At 70.3% G+C, this 20810-nt stretch carries 22 protein-coding genes and 2 pseudogenes; 16 read left to right on the plus strand and 8 right to left on the minus strand.

Translation table 11 applies throughout. From position 1 onward, the window contains the following. Window positions 1-221: 221 nt before the first annotated feature. From ACWEOE_RS14795 to ACWEOE_RS14820, 6 genes are all read left to right on the plus strand, one after another. Window positions 222-1340, plus strand: a complete 1119-nt coding sequence (locus ACWEOE_RS14795) for an ABC transporter substrate-binding protein (RefSeq protein WP_452008594.1) — start codon at window positions 222-224, stop codon at window positions 1338-1340. Window positions 1341-1344: 4 nt separating this feature from the next. Next, entirely contained in the window at window positions 1345-2223 is an 879-nt protein-coding gene (locus ACWEOE_RS14800) for a branched-chain amino acid ABC transporter permease (RefSeq protein WP_452008597.1), read from the plus strand. Next, window positions 2220-3200 carry a branched-chain amino acid ABC transporter permease gene (locus ACWEOE_RS14805; RefSeq protein WP_452008600.1) on the plus strand — a complete coding sequence of 327 codons (981 nt, stop codon included), beginning with the start codon at window positions 2220-2222 and terminating at the stop codon, window positions 3198-3200. Before ACWEOE_RS14800 ends, ACWEOE_RS14805 begins: the two co-directional genes overlap by 4 nt. After that, complete coding sequence (locus ACWEOE_RS14810) at window positions 3197-3961, plus strand: ABC transporter ATP-binding protein (RefSeq protein WP_452008603.1); 765 nt, start codon at window positions 3197-3199, stop codon at window positions 3959-3961. The genes ACWEOE_RS14805 and ACWEOE_RS14810 overlap by 4 nt, the downstream gene beginning before the upstream one ends. Continuing rightward, window positions 3958-4743: an ABC transporter ATP-binding protein gene (locus ACWEOE_RS14815; RefSeq protein ID WP_452008606.1), complete on the plus strand. Its 786-nt coding sequence runs from the start codon at window positions 3958-3960 to the stop codon at window positions 4741-4743. The genes ACWEOE_RS14810 and ACWEOE_RS14815 overlap by 4 nt, the downstream gene beginning before the upstream one ends. A gap of 62 nt (window positions 4744-4805) precedes the next feature. Continuing rightward, complete coding sequence (locus ACWEOE_RS14820) at window positions 4806-5693, plus strand: alpha/beta fold hydrolase (RefSeq protein ID WP_452008609.1); 888 nt, start codon at window positions 4806-4808, stop codon at window positions 5691-5693. Between the two features lie 9 nt (window positions 5694-5702). Here the strand turns inward: ACWEOE_RS14820 and ACWEOE_RS14825 are convergent, their stop codons facing one another. Further along, a complete protein-coding gene (locus ACWEOE_RS14825; RefSeq protein ID WP_452008612.1) occupies window positions 5703-6233 on the minus strand; it encodes a winged helix-turn-helix transcriptional regulator in 531 nt (176 codons plus the stop codon). Window positions 6234-6321: 88 nt separating this feature from the next. Between ACWEOE_RS14825 and ACWEOE_RS14830 the strand changes: the two genes are divergently transcribed. The 3 genes from ACWEOE_RS14830 (at window position 6322) to ACWEOE_RS14840 (ending at window position 7990) form a co-directional block, all read left to right on the plus strand. Then, window positions 6322-6627, plus strand: a complete 306-nt coding sequence (locus ACWEOE_RS14830; protein ID WP_452008615.1) for a putative quinol monooxygenase — start codon at window positions 6322-6324, stop codon at window positions 6625-6627. A 4-nt stretch (window positions 6628-6631) separates the two neighbouring features. Beyond that, on the plus strand, window positions 6632-6835 hold the full coding sequence (locus ACWEOE_RS14835) for a hypothetical protein (protein ID WP_452008618.1): 204 nt from the start codon (window positions 6632-6634) through the stop codon (window positions 6833-6835). Window positions 6836-7081: 246 nt separating this feature from the next. Continuing rightward, window positions 7082-7990 carry an NmrA family NAD(P)-binding protein gene (locus ACWEOE_RS14840; protein WP_452008621.1) on the plus strand — a complete coding sequence of 303 codons (909 nt, stop codon included), beginning with the start codon at window positions 7082-7084 and terminating at the stop codon, window positions 7988-7990. A gap of 42 nt (window positions 7991-8032) precedes the next feature. Here the strand turns inward: ACWEOE_RS14840 and ACWEOE_RS14845 are convergent, their stop codons facing one another. Next, complete coding sequence (locus ACWEOE_RS14845; RefSeq protein ID WP_452008624.1) at window positions 8033-8560, minus strand: winged helix-turn-helix transcriptional regulator; 528 nt, start codon at window positions 8558-8560, stop codon at window positions 8033-8035. A 56-nt stretch (window positions 8561-8616) separates the two neighbouring features. Between ACWEOE_RS14845 and ACWEOE_RS14850 the strand changes: the two genes are divergently transcribed. The 4 genes from ACWEOE_RS14850 (at window position 8617) to ACWEOE_RS14865 (ending at window position 13779) form a co-directional block, all read left to right on the plus strand. Next, window positions 8617-10161, plus strand: a complete 1545-nt coding sequence (locus tag ACWEOE_RS14850; protein WP_452008627.1) for an MFS transporter — start codon at window positions 8617-8619, stop codon at window positions 10159-10161. 59 nt (window positions 10162-10220) lie between these two features. Continuing rightward, window positions 10221-11426: a beta-ketoacyl-[acyl-carrier-protein] synthase family protein gene (locus ACWEOE_RS14855; protein WP_452008630.1), complete on the plus strand. Its 1206-nt coding sequence runs from the start codon at window positions 10221-10223 to the stop codon at window positions 11424-11426. Between the two features lie 444 nt (window positions 11427-11870). Continuing rightward, on the plus strand, window positions 11871-12716 hold the full coding sequence (locus tag ACWEOE_RS14860; RefSeq protein ID WP_452008632.1) for a LuxR C-terminal-related transcriptional regulator: 846 nt from the start codon (window positions 11871-11873) through the stop codon (window positions 12714-12716). A 112-nt stretch (window positions 12717-12828) separates the two neighbouring features. Beyond that, window positions 12829-13779 (plus strand): amidohydrolase family protein, encoded by a 951-nt coding sequence (locus ACWEOE_RS14865; protein WP_452008634.1) that lies wholly within the window; start codon window positions 12829-12831, stop codon window positions 13777-13779. Window positions 13780-13893: 114 nt separating this feature from the next. Here ACWEOE_RS14865 and ACWEOE_RS14870 read toward each other — a convergent pair. Both ACWEOE_RS14870 and ACWEOE_RS14875 read right to left on the minus strand, forming a co-directional pair. Next, window positions 13894-14289: pseudogene (locus tag ACWEOE_RS14870) on the minus strand (amidase family protein); the annotation flags it as partial. Between the two features lie 106 nt (window positions 14290-14395). Further along, the gene (locus tag ACWEOE_RS14875) at window positions 14396-14593 is read right to left on the minus strand and encodes an amidohydrolase family protein (protein ID WP_452008637.1); all 198 of its coding nucleotides are present in this window, start codon (window positions 14591-14593) and stop codon (window positions 14396-14398) included. A 490-nt stretch (window positions 14594-15083) separates the two neighbouring features. Between ACWEOE_RS14875 and ACWEOE_RS14880 the strand changes: the two genes are divergently transcribed. Then, window positions 15084-16256 carry an FAD-dependent oxidoreductase gene (locus ACWEOE_RS14880; protein ID WP_452008640.1) on the plus strand — a complete coding sequence of 391 codons (1173 nt, stop codon included), beginning with the start codon at window positions 15084-15086 and terminating at the stop codon, window positions 16254-16256. A gap of 140 nt (window positions 16257-16396) precedes the next feature. On the opposite strand, the gene ACWEOE_RS14885 is transcribed toward ACWEOE_RS14880, so the two are convergent. Both ACWEOE_RS14885 and ACWEOE_RS14890 read right to left on the minus strand, forming a co-directional pair. Next, entirely contained in the window at window positions 16397-16840 is a 444-nt protein-coding gene (locus tag ACWEOE_RS14885) for a hypothetical protein (RefSeq protein WP_452008841.1), read from the minus strand. After that, window positions 16747-17208, minus strand: a complete 462-nt coding sequence (locus tag ACWEOE_RS14890; protein ID WP_452008827.1) for a nitrilase-related carbon-nitrogen hydrolase — start codon at window positions 17206-17208, stop codon at window positions 16747-16749. The genes ACWEOE_RS14885 and ACWEOE_RS14890 overlap by 94 nt, the downstream gene beginning before the upstream one ends. Here ACWEOE_RS14890 and ACWEOE_RS14895 point away from each other — a divergent pair. Further along, a complete protein-coding gene (locus ACWEOE_RS14895; RefSeq protein WP_452008843.1) occupies window positions 17144-17281 on the plus strand; it encodes a hypothetical protein in 138 nt (45 codons plus the stop codon). The genes ACWEOE_RS14890 and ACWEOE_RS14895 overlap by 65 nt on opposite strands. A gap of 81 nt (window positions 17282-17362) precedes the next feature. Here the strand turns inward: ACWEOE_RS14895 and ACWEOE_RS14900 are convergent. Next, window positions 17363-17593: pseudogene (locus ACWEOE_RS14900) on the minus strand (flavin reductase family protein); the annotation flags it as partial. 57 nt (window positions 17594-17650) lie between these two features. On the opposite strand from ACWEOE_RS14900, the gene ACWEOE_RS14905 reads away from it, so the two are divergent. After that, window positions 17651-19132, plus strand: a complete 1482-nt coding sequence (locus ACWEOE_RS14905) for an LLM class flavin-dependent oxidoreductase (RefSeq protein ID WP_452008642.1) — start codon at window positions 17651-17653, stop codon at window positions 19130-19132. A gap of 42 nt (window positions 19133-19174) precedes the next feature. On the opposite strand, the gene ACWEOE_RS14910 is transcribed toward ACWEOE_RS14905, so the two are convergent. Continuing rightward, on the minus strand, window positions 19175-20809 hold the full coding sequence (locus tag ACWEOE_RS14910) for a thiamine pyrophosphate-binding protein (protein ID WP_452008645.1): 1635 nt from the start codon (window positions 20807-20809) through the stop codon (window positions 19175-19177). Window position 20810: the final 1 nt, after the last annotated feature.

Below are 20810 nucleotides of genomic sequence, written 5' to 3' on the forward strand. Positions count from 1 at the left end.
GGGAACCCCTGGCCGGCAGCCAAGAACCCGACTGTGCGCACAGCGGAAACCGCTGAGCGCAACCGTCCCCGAGCGCGGGAAAGCACGGCGAACCTGTGCCTTGACCCCGGTCTCTACCTCTGTTAGACAGAGCGCACTTCTTCATCGCAGAAGACTGGTGAACCATGACTCAGTTCTCCCCTCCGCCGAGACCGTCCCCACCCCGGCGTCGCTTCGGATTCGTGGTCGCGGCTCTCGCGCTCGCCACGGCCGGCTGTTCCGCTTCCGCTGCATCGAGTGACGGCTACACCCTCGGCCTCATCACCAGCCAGACCGGCACCGGCAGCCAGCTCGGCGTCGGCGAGCTGCAGGGTGCGCAGCTGGCGGTGGACCAGATCAACGCGCGCGGCGGCGTCAACGGCAAGCCGTTGCGGCTGCGCACCGCCGACGACCAGAGCAACCCCGCGCAGGCCGTGCTGCAGACGCGCAAGATGCTCGGCAGCGTCGACGCGCTCGTCGGGCCTTCACTGTCGGGTCCGTGCCAGGCCGTGATCCCGCTGGCGTCCAGCGCGAAGCTGGTCGACTACTGCCTTTCCCCCGGGGTGAAGCCGAAACCGGGTTCGTACCAGTGGTCGGCCAGTGCGCCGACCGACACGCTCGCCGAGCGCCTGCTGGCGTACTGGAAGAGCCAGGGCATCACCCGCGTCGGGCTCATCAACACCACCGACGCGAGTGGTCTCGACGGCGCGCACGCTCTCCAGACGGCCGCCGCGCACACCGGCGTTGCCCTCGTGGGGCAGGCCAGCTACAGCCCGACCGCGGTGTCGGTCACCTCGCAGCTGCAGGCCGCCACTTCGGGCAAACCGCAGGCGTTGGTGGTCTGGAGCAGCGGTGCGGCCGCCGGGGTCGCGTTCAAGGGCATCGACCAGATGGGACTCGAGCTTCCCGTGGCGACGACCGACGGAAACCTCACCTACGCGTTCCTGCGCCGCATCGCCGACTACACCCCGCAGACGCTGCTCATCCCGGCGACCCGCGACTTCTGGTTCCAGCAGCAGCGCACCAGCACCCAGGTGCAGCAGCTCGAACGCGGTTACCACGACGAGTTCCGCGCCCGCTACGGTGCCGACCCCGACTTCGGCCCCGGCGTCGCCTACGACGGTGTGCTGCTCGTGGCGCAGGCGCTGGAGAAGGCGCACGGCGACGTCGCCGGAACCCGCGACGCGCTGGAGAGCCTGCGGGGCGTCTCCGGTGTCGTCGGCACTTATTCGTTCGCCCGGGACAACCACCGCGGGATCGGCGCCGACGACGTCGGCATCGTGCGCGCGAGCGGTGGCCGGCTGACCTTCGTGGGGAGATGAGCCCGTGTCCGGACTGATCCAGGTCCTCATCGGCGGCCTCGCCGACGGGGGTGTGTACGCGCTGATCGCGCTGGGCGTCTCGCTCGTCTACTCGATCAGCCGCATCATCAACCTCGCCCAGGGCGGGTTCGTGGTGTTCGCGGCGCTGCTCGCGGTGTCGATCCAGCAGTGGCTGGGCGTGCCGCCGCTGGTGACCGTGGTGATCGTGGTGCCGCTGTTCGCGCTGCTCATGGCGGGCGTGGAACGGCTGGTCATGGCACCGGCCGCCGCCCGGGCGACGCCGGACCGGATGCTGCTGGTCACCGTCGGCGTGCTGCAGGCCATCGGCGGGCTGCTGCTGCTCGTGTGGGGCAACCTGCCGTACACGATGCAGCCCTTCAGCGGCGACACGGCGGTGACGATCGGCGGCGTGCGGATCGTTTCGCAGTACCTGTGGATCATCGGCGCGCTCGTGGTGACGGTGGCCGCGCTGTGGTTCCTGGTGCAGCGCACGAGCCTCGGCCTCACGATGCGCGCCACGGCGAGCAACCCGGAAGCCGCCGCGCTGCAAGGGATCAACGTCGGCCGCGTGCGGCTGATCGCGTTCAGCCTCGCCGGCGCCATGGCGGCGCTGGCCGGCACGACGGTGATCCCGGCGACGTTCCTGCAGTTCTCCACGGTGACGCCGTACGCCGTCGCCGGGTTCATCGCGGCGGTGGCCGGCGGCCTCGGCAGCTCGGCCGGCGCGGTTGTCGGCGGGCTGGTTCTCGGTCTGCTGCAAGGACTTTTCAGTCGCTACACCAGTGGTGACCTCGCGCAGGTGATCGCGATGGCCGTGCTCATCGTGCTCCTGCTCGTGCGACCGACCGGGCTGCTGGGCAAGACGAGCGAGGTGCGGCGATGACGACGCAGGAACAACTCACTCCCGTCACGACGACCGCGCCGCCGCGTTCGCAGCGGTCACCGCAGCGGCTCGTGATCGCGGCCGTCGCGGTGGTCGTCGCCCTCGTGCTGCCCCTGCTGGTGCCGGGATGGCTGGGGCTGCTCGTGATCGCCGGGATCTTCTTCCTGATCGTGCTCGGGCTCAACCTGCTCATGGGGTTCGCGGGCCAGGTTTCGCTGGGACAGACGCTGTTCATGGCGATCGGCGGCTACGGCGCGGGCCTGCTCACGCTGCGCTGGCACTGGCCGACGCTCGTGGCGATGATCGTGATGGCCGTGGTGTCCGCGGGCGTCGCGGCCGGGCTCGGCACGGTGTTCCTGCGGCTGCGCGGCTACTACCTCGCGCTCGCCACCCTCGGTCTCGCCGTGATCACCGAATCGCTCGCGTCGGGGCTCACCGGGTTCACCGGTGGGCCCTCGGGGCTGGTCGGTGTGCCGAGCCTGCGGCTGGGCACCTTCGACGTGTTCAGCGACCAGGCCAACTACTACCTGCTGCTCGTGGTGTGCGGGCTCGGCGCGTGGTTCGTCGGCAACTTGCAGCGGTCTCAGACCGGGCGCGCGCTGTCGGCCATCGCCGCCGACCCCGCGGCCGCGACGATGCTCGGCATCAACGCCGCCCGCTACAAGACCAGCGCGTTCGTGGTCTCCGCCGTCTACGCCTCGCTCGGCGGCAGCCTGTATGCGTTCTACCTGCGGTTCATCTCGCCGGAAGTGGTCGGGGTGACGGTGGCGCTGAGCATCGTGATCATGCTCGCGCTCGGCGGCGCGCGCACGATCGTCGGGCCGCTGCTGGGCGCGCTGGTGATCCAGGGGCTGCCGGAGGTCGGCCAGAGTTTCGCGTCCTGGTCGCCGTTCGTGGCCGGGGTCGTGCTCATCCTCGTGATCACCTACCTGCCGCGCGGGATCTGGGGCGCGGTCAAGAAAGCGGTGCAGCGATGACCCCTCTGCTGGCCGTGCACGGGCTGACCCGCCGCTTCGGCGGCGTGACCGCGGTCGACGACGTGAGCTTCTCCGTCGCGCCCGGCACCGTGCGCGCGATCATCGGCCCCAACGGTGCCGGCAAGACGACCCTGCTCGACCTGATGACCGGCTTCACCGCGCCCGACGCCGGCCGCGTGGAGTTCGCCGGGCAGGACATCACCGGCGTGCGGCCGCACCGGCTGCCCGCGCTCGGCCTCGCGCGCACCTTCCAGTCCGCGCGGCTGGTGGGCACACTGACCGTGCGCGAAAACGTGATGCTCGGCGGCTACCGCTTCACCCGCGCGCGGTTCCTGTCCGACGGCCTGCGCCTGCCGCGCACCCGGCGTGAGGAACGCGCGCTCGGCCGCCGCGCCGACGAGCTGCTGGAGTTCCTGGAGCTCGGCGCGTTCGCCGATCGCCTCGCCGGTGAGCTGCCCGCGGGCGCCCAGCGGCTGGTCGAGGTCGCGCGGGGGCTCGCGGGCGGGCCGACGTTGCTGCTGCTGGACGAACCGGCGGCGGGCCTCGACGACACCGAGACCGGCGAGCTGGCGGCCGCGTTGCGCGCGGTGTGCGCCGGCGGCATCTCGCTGGTGGTGATCGAGCACAACATCGAGCTCGTGATGACCGTGAGCGACCACGTCACCGTGCTCGACGCCGGCCGCGTGATCGCCGACGACGTGCCGCAGCGCGTGCAGGCCGACCCCGCCGTGATCGAGGCCTACCTGGGAGTGAAGCCATGAAACTCACCGTTCGCGGCCTGTCCGCCCGCTACGGCTCCACGCGCGTGCTGCACGACGTGTCCTGCGAGGTTCCCGACGGCTCGATGGTCGCGATGATCGGCGCCAACGGTGCCGGGAAGACCACACTGCTCAAGTGCGTCGCCGGGCTGCACCGGCCGGTTGCGGGAGAGATCACGCTGGGCGACGTGCCCGTCGCGGGCCTCGCCGCGCACCAGGTCGCGCGCCGCGGCGTGTGCCTCGTGCCGGCGGGGCGCCAGCTGTTCGGCGACCTGACCGTCGCCGAGAACCTGCAGGTGGGCCTGCACGGCACGGGCGTGCGGGGCAGCGCCGCGGTGGCCGGGCGGCTGGCCCGGGTCTACGACCTGTTCCCGATCCTGCGCGAGTTCGCCGGTCGCCAGTCCGGTCTGCTGTCCGGCGGGCAGCAGCAGATGCTGGCCATCGCGCGGGCGCTCGTGCGGGAGCCGGAGGTGCTGCTGCTCGACGAACCTTCGCTGGGCATCGCGCCCCTGCTGGTGACCGAGATCCTGGGCGTGCTGCAGCAGCTCGCGCGCGACGGTGTGACGATCCTGCTCGCCGAGCAGAACGCCGCCGCCGCCCTCGCCATCGCCGATCACGGCGTGGTGATGGAGAACGGCACCCTCACCCGCGCCGACACCGCCGCGGCGCTGCTCGCCGACGAGGACGTGAGCCGGCACTACCTGGGGACCTCGGCGGGTCCGGTGGACGTGGGGAAGGTGCGGGCGCTGCCGAAGGGGTTGCGGGAGCCGTTGTTGTCCACTTGAGATTGTCCACAGGAGAGTCCGCACCTGCGGGAACTCGCGAACACCCTATTGGAGGCCACCGCGTGAAGCACCGCGCCGGGTTCCTGGCTCCGCTGTACTACGACGAGCTGCGACCGGACCAAGAGCCGGCCCGGACGGTTGTGCTCGTGCACGGTGGGAGCGTCACCGGGGCGTGCTACCTGTCCACTCCGGACGGTCGTCCCGGCTGGGCCCACGCCTTCGTCGAGCGCGGGCACCGGGTGCTGGTGCCGGATTGGCCGGGCGCCGGACGGAGCACCACGCTCCCGCCCGACGAGGTCACGGGCGAGGTGGTCTGCGCGGCACTCGGCGCGTTGCTGGAGGCGCAGGACGAGCCGGTGGCCCTGGTCGTGCACTCGATGTCGGGGCCGTTCGGGTTCCGGCTGCTGGGCACGCACGGGAATCGCATCGCCGCGTTGGTCGCGCTCGCGCCCGGCCCGCCCGGCGACATCCAGCCGGAGCCGGCGGTGCTGGAGGAGACCGAAGACGACGTCGAGATCCAAGGCTTGGCGCTGCGCTGGCGGCTGCCGAAACGTGGACTGTGGTGGCCGAGTGACTCGTTCGCACGGGCGAAGATGATTGGTGCCGGCACGAGGTTTCCGCCCGACGCCGTGGCGACGTTCAGCCGGCAGCTCGGCCCCATTCCCGCCGGGCTGCTGGCGCAGCGCCAGAACGTCCACGGCAGCCAGCTGCGCGCGCCCGGGCGTTTCGACGGCAAACCGGTGCTGGTGCTCACCGGGGACCGCGACACGGACCACCCGCGCGCGGCGGACGCCGCCACGGCCGAGTGGCTGGCCGCGCGCGGCGCCGACGTCACCTACCGGTTCCTCGACGATCCGGCGCATTCGGGCAATGGCCACCTGCTGATGAGCGAGGACAACAGCGACGTGCTGGCGGAGCTGGTCCTCGCGTGGCTGGACCGGGTTTCCTGACGGGCGCGATCAGCCGGCCGGCGTCGTCCGCAGCGGCTGGAGCAGCCGCCGCGAGGTGTTCAGCGCGGCGGACACCGGGTCGAGCTCGGCGTCGCTCGGGGTGTAGCCGGGGCCGGGTTCGATGCGGGTGTCGCCGGGTGCCACGAGCTCGCCGCACTGTTCGCAGCGGCCGTCGTGGTCGAGCAGCGCACCGTCCGCGTGGTGGCGCAGCGCGCGCTTCACCCCGGCGGGCGAGTAGAAGTCGTCGCCCCAGTTGATGAGCGAGCGGACGATCGGCCACAGCGCCACGCCCTTGTCGGTCAGGACGTACTCGACAGCGCCCGCGCTCTCATCGCGCGTGAGCACGCCTTCGCGGACGAGCAGCTTCAGCCGGGCCGTCAGCACGGCGCGCGGGATGCCGAGCTGGGTGGCGAAGTCACCGAAGCGGCGCACGCCGTAGAAGGCGTCGCGCACGATGAGCAGGGTCCACCGCTCGCCGACGATCTCCAGGGCCCGGGCCAGGGAGCAGTTGCGGTCCGCGTAGGTGCTGGGAAGGGCCATGCTCACCAGTCTACCTCGCTGGTTCGTTCACTGAACCGACCTGTGCTACGGTTCATTCATTGAACTGACGAGCTCAGGAGAACCAGCGATGTACCAGTTCCTCGTTTCCTTCACCGTTCAGCCGGACCACCGCGACGACTTCGTCCGCGTGGCCCGCAAGACCGGGGCCGACTCCCTGGCGAACGAGCCCGGCTCGATCCGGTTCGAGGTCATCGCGGACGAGGAGAACCCGGACGTCTTCTACCTCAATGAGGCCTACGCCGACATCGACGCCTTCACCGCCCACGCCCAGGGTCCGTACTTCGGCGCGTTCTTCGCCGAGGCGAGCGCCTACGCCGAGGGTCCCGTGTGGCTGATGAAGGGCACCGTGGTCGGCGACAAGGCCGCGGTCTGAACCGGTGAACGACGGTCGGCGCACCGGGTTGGTGGACTCGGTGCTGGCAGCGCACGGCGGCCGCGAGCGGTGGAGCCGAGCCGGCACGATCCGCGCGCGGCTGCACCTGGCCGGTCCCATGCGGGCGGCGCTGGGTCAGGAGAAGACGTCCGCCGGGCTCGACCTGACCGTCGACGTCCACCGGCAGCGCACGGTGTTCGCCGCGTGACGATCGAAGACGCGGCCGGCGTCGTGTTGATCCTCCGGTGCGCCTCGGTGTGGTGCGCCGCGGGCGAGTTGCCCAGCACGTAGGGCACGTAGTCGCGGCGCTGCAGCCCGCGCTCGTCGTCGCGGAACGCTGCTGGGTGCTGTGTGTGGCGAGGTACGACGGGAACGTCGTCGACTTCAGTGACCTCGCCGTGGAGTTCGCCGGTGAAGCGCCGGTTCCTCCCGATTTTCGTGAAAGGTGTTGAAAATGTCTTCAGACGACAGGCTGTTCCTGGTGACCGGCGCGACCGGCAAGACCGGCGGCGGCGCGCTCAGGCTGCTGCTCGACGGCGGCCACCGCGTCCGTGCGATGGTGCACCGCGAGGACGACCGCTCCCGCGCGCTGGCCGAGGCCGGGGCCGAGGTGGTCGTGGCCGACCTGCACGACCTCGACGGGATGACCACGGCGTTGCGGGGGGTCGGTGGTGCGTACTTCTGCCACCCGATCCTGCCGGGCCTGGTGGAGTCGACCGTGATCTTCGCCCAGGCGGCGACGGAGGCCGGGGTCAGGTCCGTGGTGAACATGTCCCAGATCTCCGCGCGCCGGGAGGCCGGCAGCAACGCCGCGCGCCAGCACTGGCTCAGTGAGCGCCTGCTCGACCGCACCGATCTGCTCACCACCCACATCCGGCCGACGTTCTTCGCGGAGTGGCTCAAGATGTGGTGGGAGAAGCGCGACGGCGAGGGCTATCTGCGCCTCCCCTTCGGCGACGGGCGGCACGCGCCGATCGCGTCGGCCGACCAGTCGCGAGTGATCGCCGCCCTGCTGCTGCAGCCCGAGCCGCACAACCGCGCGGTGTACTCACTGCACGGCCCGGTGGAGCTCGACCACCACGGCATCGCGGCGGAGATGGCGGCCGAGCTGGGCCACCCGGTGCACTACGAGCCGATCAGCGTCGAGGAGTTCTCCGCCTCGGGGCGGGAGAGGGGCGCGGACCCGCACCTCGTGCAGCACCTCGCCAACGTCGCGGTCGACTACCGCAACGGTGTGTTCTCCGGCACCAACGACATCGTCGAGAAGATCGGCGGGCGGCCGCCGTTGTCGGTCGCGGAGTTCGTCCGGGAGAACCGTGGCGCGTTCGAGACCAGCGGGCCGCGGTTCGTTCCCGCTCCGTGACCCGGGCGGTGCCACTGTCCACACTCGACGGACGCGGCGGGGTCACGCCCGCCGTGCCCGCCGGGTGGCGCGGGAGATGCGGGCTTCGGTGTCCTCGATGGTGACGTCGTGGCCGGCGGCGCAGCGCACGGTGGCGGAGAGGAGCTCGCCGCAGCCCGCGTGGACCAGTTCGACGCCGCCGGCCGGGCCGTCGAGGGTGGCGCCCCAGCTCATCATCGCGACGACCACGGGGAACAGCGTGCGGCCCCGCTCGGTCAGCACGTACTCGTGGCGGGTGCGCGACCCCGGCTCGCGGTAGGGCTGCTGGCGCAGCAGGCCGTCGTCGACGAGTTGTTTGAGGCGTTTCGCCGCGACGGCGTCGCTGAGGCCGGTGCGGCGGGTGAGCTCGTCGAAGCGGCGGCCGCCGTAGAACGCTTCGCGCAGCAGGATCATCGCCGATCGGGTGCCGACGAGCTCCAGCGCGCGTTCGATCTTGCACCAGCCTTCGGCGGTCCACGCGTCGCGGTCGACGAAGCCGCCGACGCGCGTCATCACGGGGCGGTCCGCCTCGGGCTCCTGTGTGTGCTCCATGACAGACACTGTACCTGACTAGCGTAAAGCATAGTCAGACTGCTACGGTGCTGACTATGTCTTTGAAAAGTCAGCAGGCGAGACCCGAGGCGCCCGCGCGGGGCCGGTGGTGGGCCCTGGCGGTGGTCTGCCTCGGCGTGATGATGGCGTTCGTCAACGTCTCCTCGATGATCTCCGCGCTGCCGGCCATCCAGTCCGACCTGCATACGTCGTCGGCCCAGCTGGTGTGGGTCAGCAGCGCGTACACGCTGGCCGTGGTGAGCCTGGTGCTTACGGCCGGCACGCTGGGGGACCTGATCGGCCGCCGTGCCGTGTTCCTCGGCGGCGTGGTGGTGTTCGCCGCGAGCAGTGCCCTGGCGTACTTCTCCGACAGCGCGGGCCTGCTGATCGCGGCCCAGGCGCTGATGGGCGTCGGCGGTGCGGCGATCCTGCCCGCCAGCCTGTCGATCGTCAGCCACTCCTTCGCCGATCCGCGCGAACGCACGAGCGCGATCAGCGTCTGGGCGAGCTGTTCGGGGCTGGGCCTCGCGATCGGGCCGCCGGTGGCGGGCATCCTGCTCGACCACTCGAGCTGGCACTCGGTGTTCCTGACCAACGTCGTGCTGGGTGTCGTGGCGATCGCGCTGACGCCGGTGCTGGTCCCGGAGAGCAAGCACCCGACGCGCCGGCTCGACCCGGCCGGTGTCGTGCTGGGCACGATCGTGGTCGCGTCGGCGACCTACGCGATCATCGAAGGGGGCTCGGTCGGCTACGCGGCTGCGCAGATCATCGCGGTGTACGTGGTGTTCGCCGGGTCGCTCCTGGCTTTCGTCCAAGTGGAGCTGCGCCACCCCGACCCGATGCTGGACCTGCGGCTGTTCAGGAGCCCGTCGTTCGCGGCCGTGATGGGGGTCGCGACCGCCACGATGTTCGGTTTCGTCGGGATCTCACTGGTGAGCGTGCTCTACCTCGAACGCGTGCAGCACCTCGACGCGCTCGGCACCGGTGTGCGGATGCTGGTCATGTTCGGCACCTACATCGTGGTCAGCGCGCTGGCCGCCCGGCTCGTGCGGCGCATCGGTTTCGTGGCCATGCTCACCGGCGGCCTGGTGATCATGGGCGCCGGTGCGCTGCTGCTGCTGGTCACGGGACCGGTGCAGGGGTTCGGGCAGGTGTGGCCCGGGCTGTTGATCGTCGGCATCGGTTCCGGGCTGCTGGTGGCCCCTTCGACCGCGGCCGCGGTGAACAGCGTTCCGGCGCAGCAGGCGGGGATGGCGAGTGCCGCGGTGAACATGTTCCGGCAGCTGGGCAGTGTGCTCGGCCCGAGTGTGCTGGGCACGATCGTCACGACGAAGTTCCCGCGGAACCTGAGCGACCGTCTTCTCGAATCCGGGGTCCCGGCGGACCTCGCGCGGCAAATCGCGGACGGCGCGAGCCACGGCGCCAGTACCTCGGTGGCTTCCCTGCAAGCCACGGTGACGCGTGCGGCGGCGCCCGCGTTCACCGACGCGGTCCACTCGGGACTGCTCGTCGGCGGCATCGTCCTCGTGGTGATGGCGGTTCCGACCGTGGCGTTCGTCCGGCACCGGGCTGCCGGTGCTCGCGCGGAGAAGACGCGGTGACTGTCGGCTTGACCCCGACCTTGTAGCAGCCAGGCCAGTTCTTTCGAGGGAGCACGTGCATGAAGCCAGTCCTCAACCGGCGCGTCGCGGTGACCGGGGTGGGTGTCGTGTCGCCGGCCGGAATCGGCGTGAAGGAGTTCTGGGCCGGGCTGTCGCGCCCGGCCGCCACGGCGAACGTGCGGCGGCTCACCGGCTTCGACCCGCGGCGCTGGATGTCGCACAAGGCAGCGCGCACGGCGGACCTCGCGACGCAGATGGCGGTCGCGGCCGCCGACGAGGCGCTGGCCGACGCGGGGCTGCTCACCGGCGAGATCGACCCCACGGTGGCGGTGCCCGACGCCACCCGCGCCGCCGTGTCGCTCGGCACCGGGATCGGCGGGGTGTCCACACTGGAGTCACAGGCCGAAGTCCTGGCGGCGCAGGGTGAGCGCAGGGTGTCGCCGCACACCGTGCCCATGACGATGCCGAACGCCGGCGCCGCCGCGCTCAGCATCCGCTACGGCTTCCAGGGCAGCGCATCGGTGATCACCACGGCCTGCGCCGCCGGCACCGACGCGATCGCCGCGGGCGCCCGGCTCATCGCCTCGGGCGCGGCCGACGTCGTGCTCGCGGGCGGCAGCGACGCCAGCCTCACGCCCGTGTGCGTGGCCGGCTTCACCACCATGCGTGCACTGAGCCGCAGCGGGATCTCGCGTCCGTTCGATGTGGACAGAGACGGCCTCGCCGCCTCGGAGGCGGCCGGCGTCCTCGTGCTGGAGCCCTTGGAGCTCGCCCTGCAGCGCGGCGCGCGCGTCTACCTGACCATCGACGGCACCGCCTCCACCGCCGACGCGTACCACGTCACCGCACCCGCTCCCGACGGCGCCGGCGCCGAGCGCTGCATGCGAATGGCGATCGACGACGCCGGCTACACACCGCGCGACATCACCCACATCAACGCCCACGGCACCTCGACCGCCCTCAACGACGCCGCCGAGGCCCACGCCATCCGCCGCGTCTTCGGTGCCTCGCGGCCGCTGGTGACCAGCATCAAGGGGGCCACCGGGCACTCGTTCGGCTCGGCCGGCGCGGTGGAGGCCGTCGCCGTGGCGCTGACGATGGCGCACGAACTCGTCCCGCCGACGCTCGGACTGTCCACCCAGGACCCCGCACTCGACGTCGACGTGGCCCGGGAACCCACACCATGGACGCCGGGACCGGTGCTGTCGAACAGCTTCGGCTTCGGTGGGCACAACGGCAGTCTGGTGTTCTCGCCGGTCGGCTAGCCCCGGCTGCGTTGTTGGCGTTGGTTTCGCCGAGGCGTGCGCGGGGCGGGGTGGGTTGTGGTTGTCGAGGGCTGTCCTCGCAGGGCGGTTCACGTTGGTCGTGCACCCCGAAGCTGGATTGTGTTGACGGCCGCTGAGCCGTTGTCAAGGCGGGAAAGATGCCTTGACAACGGCTCGGCGGCCGCAAGGAGGCTTCGGATCGGGGTGCGGGGAGGGGCATGGGTTCATGCGGCCCTGCGTTTCTACGGCCCGTTGCGTGATCGTTTTTGAGCGCCGAGGGCGTCGGCGCAATTGCCATTGCTCACCGATTTCGCAATTTGTCAAGGAGCTCGCGCAGTCATTGCCGGGTCGCGACCAAGATCGTGACGAGTACACTGCTTAATGTGAAACCTGGCACTGTGGCAGTGTTTCCAGGACCTCCGAAGCGATACGGGAGGCAATTCAGTGGACGATCAGTGGCCGGCGATCGCGCGGTTCGCGGAACTCGTCTGCGGCACCCTCGGCTCCGCTCAAGTGCAGCAGCGCGCACTGCCCGATTTGGCGAGATTGACGCGCAGCGACAGCGGTGCCGTCTATTTGCTCGATCGCCACGACCGGCGCACGCTCGTCTCGACGATCGGCGGCCCGCCGTCGCTGGTCCACGACTTCGACGAGGTCCCCCAGCCGTGTGAGTACCTGCGGCGGACGACGAGCACGCACTACTCGGTGCACGACGTGATGATCCACCGCAGCGCGGCCGACCACCGCCGGTCGCCGCAGGGGCGGGTGCTCACCAAGTACGGGTTCGAGCACTGCCTGGCGGTGCCGCTGCTGCGTGCCGGGCGCGCCTTCGGCATGATCACGTTGTCGCGCCGTCGCGGCCGGCCGGCGTACGGGACGCCGGAGCAGCAGGTCGCTGATCGGCTGGCGCGGTTCGTGTCGGTGGCGCTCACCAACGCCCGGGCGTACGAAGCCGCCGCCGGCCCGGCGCGCTTCGAGGAGACCGTGGTGCTCAGGACGGCGTCGAGCGCGGTGGAGGTCCGCACGACCCGGCTGAGCGAGAACGTCGGGGTCGCGCTGCCGGCACAGCGCAGCGGGAACCCGGCGGGGGCCGGCGCGGCGCTCACCGCGCGGGAGGCCGAGGTTCTCGACCTCGTGTCGAGCGGCCTGGCGAACCTCGAGATCGCGGCCGAGCTCGGGATCGCGCTCAACACCGTGAAGCAGCACCTCAAGCACGTCTACCGCAAGCTCGGCGCGCGGTCCCGGGTCGAGGCGGTACGCACCACCGCACGGCCGGTGAATACCACCTGAGGGGTATGGCCCCGGTCGTCCGCGCGGAAGAAGGTGGGTTCGCGGGCCCGGAACCGAGGGCCGTCTCCCGAGAGGCGATGAACGTGACGTACGACGTCGGTGGAGTGGCCCGGTGAGGCCGGCCTCGGTGGACCTGGTGATCACGGCGGGCGCGATCGCGACGATGGACGCGACCCGCCGGATCATCCGCGACGGCGCGGTCGCCATCGCCGGCAGCCGGATCGTCGCGGTCGGCAAGCGCGACGAGATCCTCACCACCCACGCGCCCGCGAAGCTGATCGACCGGCCGGGCGGCCTGCTCACCCCGGGCCTGATCGACTGCCACCACCACGCCGCCGGCGCGTTCCTGATCAACGGCGCCGTCGACGAGCAGCCGCAGCTCAAGCGCCTGAAAGAGATCGTGGTCCCGCACGAGGACCAGCTGACGGAAGAAGAGGCCTACGTTGCGGCGTCGGCGAGCCTCGCCGAGCTGATCCGCCACGGCACCACCTGCTTCGCCGACGCCGGCGGGCCCCGCACCGCCGCGACGGCGCGGGCGGCAACGGAGCTCGGCATCCGCGGCGTGCTCGCGGCGAAGTCCGGGGACCAGGCCGGGCCGTTCGGCGGCGAGGTGCCGAGTGCGGAGGATTGCCTCGCCGAAGCCGACGAAGCCCACGACCGGTTCAACGGCTCCGCCGACGGTCGCCTGAAGGTCTGGTACGACCTGGACATGCCGCCGGCGGTCAGCGATCGGCTGGTCGAGGAAGTCCTGGAGCGGGTGTCCGAACGCGACGCCGGCATCGTCGGCCACTTCATCGGCCGCCCGTCGGACGCGAGCCGCAACGCGGATCTCGAGCGCTACCACCGGATGGGCGTGCTCGATCAGCGGCTCGTGCTCGCGCACATCGGCTGGCTGCCCCCGGACGACGTCAAGCTGCTGGCCGCCTCGGGCGCCTCGATCGCCCACGCGCCGGGCGGCAGCCTCATCGGCGGCAACGGCTGGGTCGCCCACGGCGTGATCCCCGACCTCTCGGCTGCCAGCCTCAGCAGCAGCGGTTCCGCGCCGGATCGGCCGATCAGCTGAACGCCGATCGGCAGACCGTCCGGCGCGGTTCCGCCGGGCACCGTCATCGCCGGGGACGCCGGTGCGGCTCGCCAGCGCGGGGAACTCCATCACGTCGGCCCGGAGCCGCGCGCCCTCGGGCGAGCCGAGGCGCTCGATCGCGATCGGCGGGACCGACGACGTGGCGCACAGCACCGCGTCCACGTCGGCGAACAGCTCCACCACCCGGCTGCGCAACCCGACCCGCGCCCGCTGCGCCGCGAGGTACTCGTCCTGCGTGACCTGCTCGGCGAGCGCGAAGCGGGACTGCACGTCCGGGCCGAACTCCGCGGCCCGCTGAGGCCAGCGGCCCGCCGATCGGTGCCCGGCCGAGCTCTCCGTGAGCACGGTCGTGGCCAGCGTCGGGTACAGGTCCTCGACCGGGAACCGAAGCTTCCGCACGTCGTGGCCGCGCGCGGCGAGGTGCTCCACCGCCGCGACGACGGCCTGGATCTCGGGCTCGGGGCGGCGGCCGCCGAAGTCGTCGGCCACGGCGATCGTCCGGACGCCGTGGCTGGGCCGCCGGGAAGTCAGGACTTCGTCGCGCTCGATGACCCGCCGGTCGGCTGCGGGGTGTCCTCGGTGATGCCCGCGAGGTTCAGGCGTAGGAGTTGCGGACGTCGTTGTGCCCGCCGCGTTTGAGCAGGACCGGGTGCCGGTCGGTGGCCGCGTCGAGCTCGCGGGCCGTGGGCAGGTGCCGCTCGCCGAGGTTGAGCTCCTGCCAGTTGGTGGTGGTGCGGATCCACTCGCCCGGTGGCGGGCGCGCTGAACATACCGATGATTTTGCGATCGGCACCGATGCGCGATCTCGCGACCGAGGGTGGCCGCTCGGCCAGAACCTCGACCACGGCGTCGAGCACCGCTTCCCGTCGAGACCCCCGGCCCGACGCTGGCGTCCACTGCCGGCCGTCATGGCGGTACGGTGCCGCCATACCGATTTTCTGGCAAACCCCTCTTCACCTGTGAAGATCAGGCCGTCAGCGCTGCCCGGGCCACGGTCTCGATCGGAATTTCGGGCGAGTGTCGGACTGGTCAGTCGGCTGACCGGGGCTGCCGTCCGAGTCGACCGCCGAGCACCGGTCGATGAACGCTGATGGGTGAGGATGTCGGCAAAACCATCACATGGTGGATGTGTACCACGTCACATGCTTACCGCCGCGGCTCGGCCGTGGCGGTAACCTCGAACACGGAGAGCGCGCGAAAAGCACTTGTCCGGTATGGGTTAGCCCGGCGTATTTGCAATATCCCACCTGAGCGCTCTTTTGTTGGAATGGTGGATAATATCGATGTCTGTCATCATTATCGGCGCGGGCATGGGTGGACTCAGTTTAGCTCAAGGTCTGCGCAAGGCGGGGGTTCCGTTCGAGATTTACGAACGCGACGCTGCGCTCGATGCCCGGCCGCAAGGTTATCGGCTCCATATCGACAGTGTAGGAAATGACGCACTTCGTGCGGTTCTGCCACACAACTTGTACGAACTCTTTCGGGCGACCGCGCAGCAAGTTCTCGCTCGCAACGTTGTGTACGACGAGAAATTGCGCCACGTGGAGGATCTTCCCCTCGTCGGCCGCGACCCGCACTTGAACGTGAACCGGTTCACCGTGCGCCAGATCCTGCAGCACGGGCTGCGCATCAACTTCGGCAAGCGGTTCACGCACTACGAGGCGGACGGTGACGGCGTGACCGCGCACTTCACCGATGGCACTTCGGCCCGGGGTGAACTACTGGTTGGCGCCGACGGTGTGAATTCACCGGTGCGCCGTCAGTACCTGCCACACGCCGAGGTCGTCGATTTCGGGCTTGGGAGCTTCTACACCAGGGTGCCGCTGACGGAGCAGAGCCGTCGGCTGTTCACGCCCGAAGCATTCAAAGTGTTCTCGTTGGCGGTTGCTCCCGACAACACGCTGATCGGCTTCGGATCAGTCGATTATCCGGAGCCGGTGGCCGAAGCAGCTGCTCGATTGGTTCCTGACCTCGATTTGCGGGATCACGACCCGTACATGTCCTTTTCGTTCAGCGCGCCGCAAGACATCTTCGCGCTCAGCGAAGGCGAAGCCGCGGCGCTGTCCGGTGCGGAGATGCGTGAGGTCGCGTTGGACCGCTTGGCCGGGTTCGCTCCCGAAATTCGGGCGATGGTGGAGCACTGGGACGACGACTCGACTTTCCCGCTCAAAGTGAGGACCAGCGTGCCGGTCGACCCGTGGGAGACGACCCGGGTCACGGTGATGGGCGATGCGATCCACACGATGAGCCCGGCCGCCGGTGCTGGGGCCAACACCGCGTTGCGGGATGGCGCGACGTTGTCGGCGGAGTTGGCCTCTTCGTTGCGGCTCGACGCGGTTGCCAAGTACGAATCCGCGATGGTGCGATATGGGTTCGACGCGGTTCGCCACTCTGCCAGCAATGGTGCGCGCAGCTTCGGTCAGCCTGCACTGCCGCCGGTGTCCTCGTTCCAGTAGCCGTGGTTGCGTGCCGTACTTCCTCGGCGGAGGAGGGCGGTTCTGAACAACACGGTGTCGCGCGTTCGCCCACCAGCCGGCGTGTCCGGCTGGTGGGCGAACGCGTTCGTCGGCGCAGGAGGAAGGCCTCGTCGGCGGGCTCAGACGCCGTGGGTCTCGTCCTCGTCCGATCGCCAAGGGCCCACAACCGGCTGCGGAGAGCCGATGGCGCCGGCGCCCGCCGCCCGGTCTTCGAACACCACCGGCCGGCGCGGAGTCATGTCGTGCTGCAGCTGGAAAACGTCGAACCGGTTGTACCCCCCCACGATGTCGTGCAGCTGCTTCGGCTGGCTGCTGCGGGCGAGGTCGATCTCCGCGTGCACGATCCCTTCTTCGCCGACCAGCGGCGCCACCACCGGATTGCCGTCAGGACCGAAAATCCCCGACAACGCGCTGTTCGGTCGCCGCATCAGCCGAGCGATCTCCGGGTCGTCACCCGCGGCGATCTCGATCATCTCGTCGGTGATGGTGGAGCAGGCGACCACGGAGAACAGCTTGCCCTCGAAGGCGTGGGCGGCGCTGCGGACCGCGATGGCCTGCGCCATGTCGTAGTCGGCCGGCGCGACGGGCAGCGAGATGCAACTCCGACGTGTACGAGTTTGCCCTGTGCCAGCAAGGAGAACCGCGCGAGCGTGTTCGTGTTCTCCCCGCACGCCGGCGCGCCCAGGGGACCGACGGCGGAGTCGAGCACCCGGACGGTGTTGCCGTCACCGCCGCCCCAGGTCAGTTCCTCGGCCCACATCGGCACGAGCTTGCGGTGGACGTTGAGCACCGAGCCGTCGGGGCCGATCGTCACGATGCTGCTGTAGATCAGCCCGAGGCTGTGCCGGCTGCGTTCGTTGACGCCGATGACCACCGTGGTCTTCGTGGCCGCGGCGGCCGCGCGCAGGGCGTCGAGGTGGGGGCCGGGGATGTCTATGGCGCAGACGCCGAGTGGCAAGATCCAGCACTACCGGCTGCGGCGGCTGCTGGCCGAACGCGACTGAGTGTACGAAAACCAGGCCCGCGAATACTGGCGCACAAGAACGGGCGGCTCCTCACCGGGAGCCGCCCGTTCGGGCCGTGCGTCAGGCGATGCCGCGGAACCCGCCGCGGTAGAACAGCAGCGGGTTGTCGTCCTGGCCCGCGCTCATCTCCACCACGCGGCCGACGACGATGTCGTGATCGCCTGCCTCGTGCTCGGCGTCGATCACGCAGTCGAGCCACATCAGGCTCTCGGCCAGCACCGGGTTTCCCGCTGTCGTCTCGGTGCGCACCACCCCGCCCCACCGGTCGGCACCCTTGCGCGCGAACGCGGACGCGGCCTCCCGGAGACTTCCGTGGCGTAGTCGGCCAGGTCGATCACCTGCCGGTCGGTGTCGTCCTTCACCAGGCGCTCGAGCAAAGCCTCGGCGACCTGTCGCGTGCGCGAAGCGGGTTTCGGGTTTCCCACCACGACGGTGGTTTTCATAGCTGCTCCGTCCGGCCCCCGGGAGGGCGATCTGTTCGCAGCTGGTACGAGGTCTTGTGGCTCGTACAGCCCCGCACCGGCTTTCGGTGCGGGCCGCGGCTGGGCGCGGAATGCTTGCGACGCTAGCGCAGCGGCCGAAGCCGGGTCAACGGCGCGTTGGCGAAATACCACCCGAGGGTTATGGCCCACCAGCAGTTCGCGCCGAGAAAATAGCGGAGAACTGCGTTGGCCTTCACTTTCGAGGAATGTGGTATCAGTGGACGACGATTCGATCAAGCCCAACCCCATTCGGGATTCGGCGAACAAACTGAAGCTGAGCGTCTTCGCCGCGAACGGCTCGGGTGGTGCCTTCACTTTTCACCCGGACCGGTTCTCCGGCGATTGGGACGCCATCGCGCGGCTCGCGAAAAAAGCCGACGAGCTCGGCCTCGAAGGGTTCGTCTCCGCGTCGCGCTGGCGTGCTTTCGGCCGCGGCGGACACTATTCGGGCGACATCATGGAGACCCTCACCTGGGCCGGTGCCGTCGCCGCGATCACCGAGCGGATCAGTGTCATCAGCACGGTTGCGGTGTCGCTGATCAACCCGGCGTTCGTCGCCAAGGCCGAAGCGACCATCGACCTCATTTCCCGCGGCCGCGCCGGGATGAACCTCGTGTGCGGCTGGTTCCAGCCCGAGTTCGACCTGTTCGGAATCGAGCTGAAGGAGCACAGCGATCGGTACGCCTACGGCGACGACTGGATGGAGGTGTTCGACAAGCTGTGGACCTCGACCGAGGAGTTCAATCTGCAGAACGAGAGCTTCCACGTCAAGGACGCCATTTCCCAACCGCGTCCGCTGCAGTCGCGCCCGGTGCTGCTGAACGCGGGCGGGTCACCGCGCGGCCGGAAGTTCGCGGCCCAGCACGCCGAAGTCGCGTTCACCATTCCGGACGACCCGGATCCCCTGGCAGTCAAGGAGCGGGTGGCCGAATACCGCGAAGACGCGCGCAGGATGTTCGGCAAGGAGATCCAGATCTGGCTTTCCGCTTACGTCGTGCAGAAGGACACCACGACCGAAGCGGAGGCCTACGCCCACGACTACATCGTGACCCAGGGCGACGACGTGGCTGTCATGGAAATGATCAACGCGAACATCCCCAACTCCCAGACGATGCGGCCCGGCCGGCTGGCCGAGATGGCGTACGAGTTCAAGGCGGGCTACGGCGCGTACCCGCTGGTGGGCTCGGCGAGTGACATCGCGAAGCGCATCGGGGAGCTTTCCGATGCCGGCGTCGACGGTCTGATGCTGCTGTGGCTGGACTACGAGGATGGGCTGGTGCGCTTCGCCACCGACGTGCTGCCGCGGCTCGAAGAAGCCGGGCTGCGCGCGCCGGCTGGTTCGGAGTGATGCCCGCGGCCCGGGCCCCGGTGGGGTCCGGTCCGCGGTGTCTCAGTGCCCGAACGCTTCCTGCAACCACCACGAACCACCGTCCGACGTGATCTTCGCGTCGAGCACCAGCGGCTTCCGGGGCTTCGCCGCCAGCCACTCGGTCACCACGCCGAGGTCTTCGGCGCAGCGCACGGTGCGGCCTTCGCAGCCGTGCCCCCGCGCCAGCGCGGCGAGGTCGTGTTCGGGGAAGGTGACGTTCTCCAGTCCCGCGGTGCCGGCGCCGAAGTGGTGGACTTCCGCGCCGTAACCGGCGTCGTTGTAGACGACCACCAGCAACGGCAGCTCGAGCCGGACCGCGGTGTCCAGTTCGGACAGTCCCATCAGGAATCCGCCGTCGCCCAGCGCGGCCACCGGCACGCGGTCCGGTCGGGCCAGCGCGGTGCCCACCGCGGTGGCCAAACCAAGCCCGACCGACTGAAACGCTTGGGTGAAACAGAAGCCGTTCTCGTCGGGCACGTCGAGGTACATGCTGGGGTACCCGAGGAAGTTTCCCGAGTCGACGGACACGGTCCGCTCGCGCGGCAGCAGGCGGTTGAGCGTGGCCGACAAGGTGCGTGGGTCGATCCGGTCCGGTGTGGACTCGTCGTCGAACGGCAGCTGGTTCCACCGCAGGCCCGTGCGGATCCGCTCGCCGATCTCGGGTCGCCGGTAGCCGACGCGGGTCTCGGACCCGAGCAGCTCGGTGGCCGCGCGGGCGGTTTCCGTCACCCCGCCCCACAAACCGAGGTCCACGTCGTGGTGCCGGCCGATGGCCGCCGGGTCCAGGTCGATCTGCACGAGACGGGCGTCCGGTCCGATCAGCGCGCCGTGGCGCGTCGTCCACATGTTCAGCGCGCACCCGAACGACACCACGAGATCGGCCTGTGAGATCAGTTCGGCCGTCAGGGGCGAGGCGAAGCCACCCGAGACGTCGATGCTCCAGGGGTCGTCGTTGAACAGGCCGCGGCTCACGGCCGCCGTCGCCAGCAGCGCACCCCTCCGTCGTCCGGGCTCCCGGATCGCCTCGGCCGCGCCCGGGGACCGCCCGCCGCGCCCGGCGATGAACACCGGCCGTGCCGACTCGTTCAGGAGGTGGGCGAACTCCGCCAGAGGCCCGGGCGCGGGCTGGGGCGGCGCGACCGCGGTCGGCAGCCGGCCGTCGTCCTGTGGTGGCAGTTCCTGGTCCTGGACGTCGATCGGGACGTTGAGCACCACCGTGCGCCGCTGCTGCACGCACACGGCGAACGCCTGCGCCACGTCGCTCAGGGCGGAGCGCGGCGAACGCACCCGCAGCGGCACCGCGCCGACGCCGGCCGCGAGACCGGGCTGGTCGACGAAGAAGTTGGACGCCGGGTCGTTCGCTTCGGCCGTCAGCACCAGCAGCGGGGTGCGGCTTTTGGCGGCTTCGGTGATGCCGGGCAACGCGTTGGTGTAGCCGCAGCCCTGGTGCAGCGACAGCACGGCGACCTCACCCGACATGCGCGCGTACGCGTCGGCCATGGTGGCGGCACCACCTTCGTGCCGGGCCGCCACGAACCGCGCGCCCCCGGCCACCAACGCCTGCGTGAAGTGGAAGTTGCCGCTGCCGACCACGCCGAACGCGGCGCACACGCCCTGCTCGGTGAGGAACCGGCCGATGGCCTCGTGGACCAGCATG

The sequence above is a fragment of the Amycolatopsis sp. NPDC004368 genome (assembly GCF_053602515.1).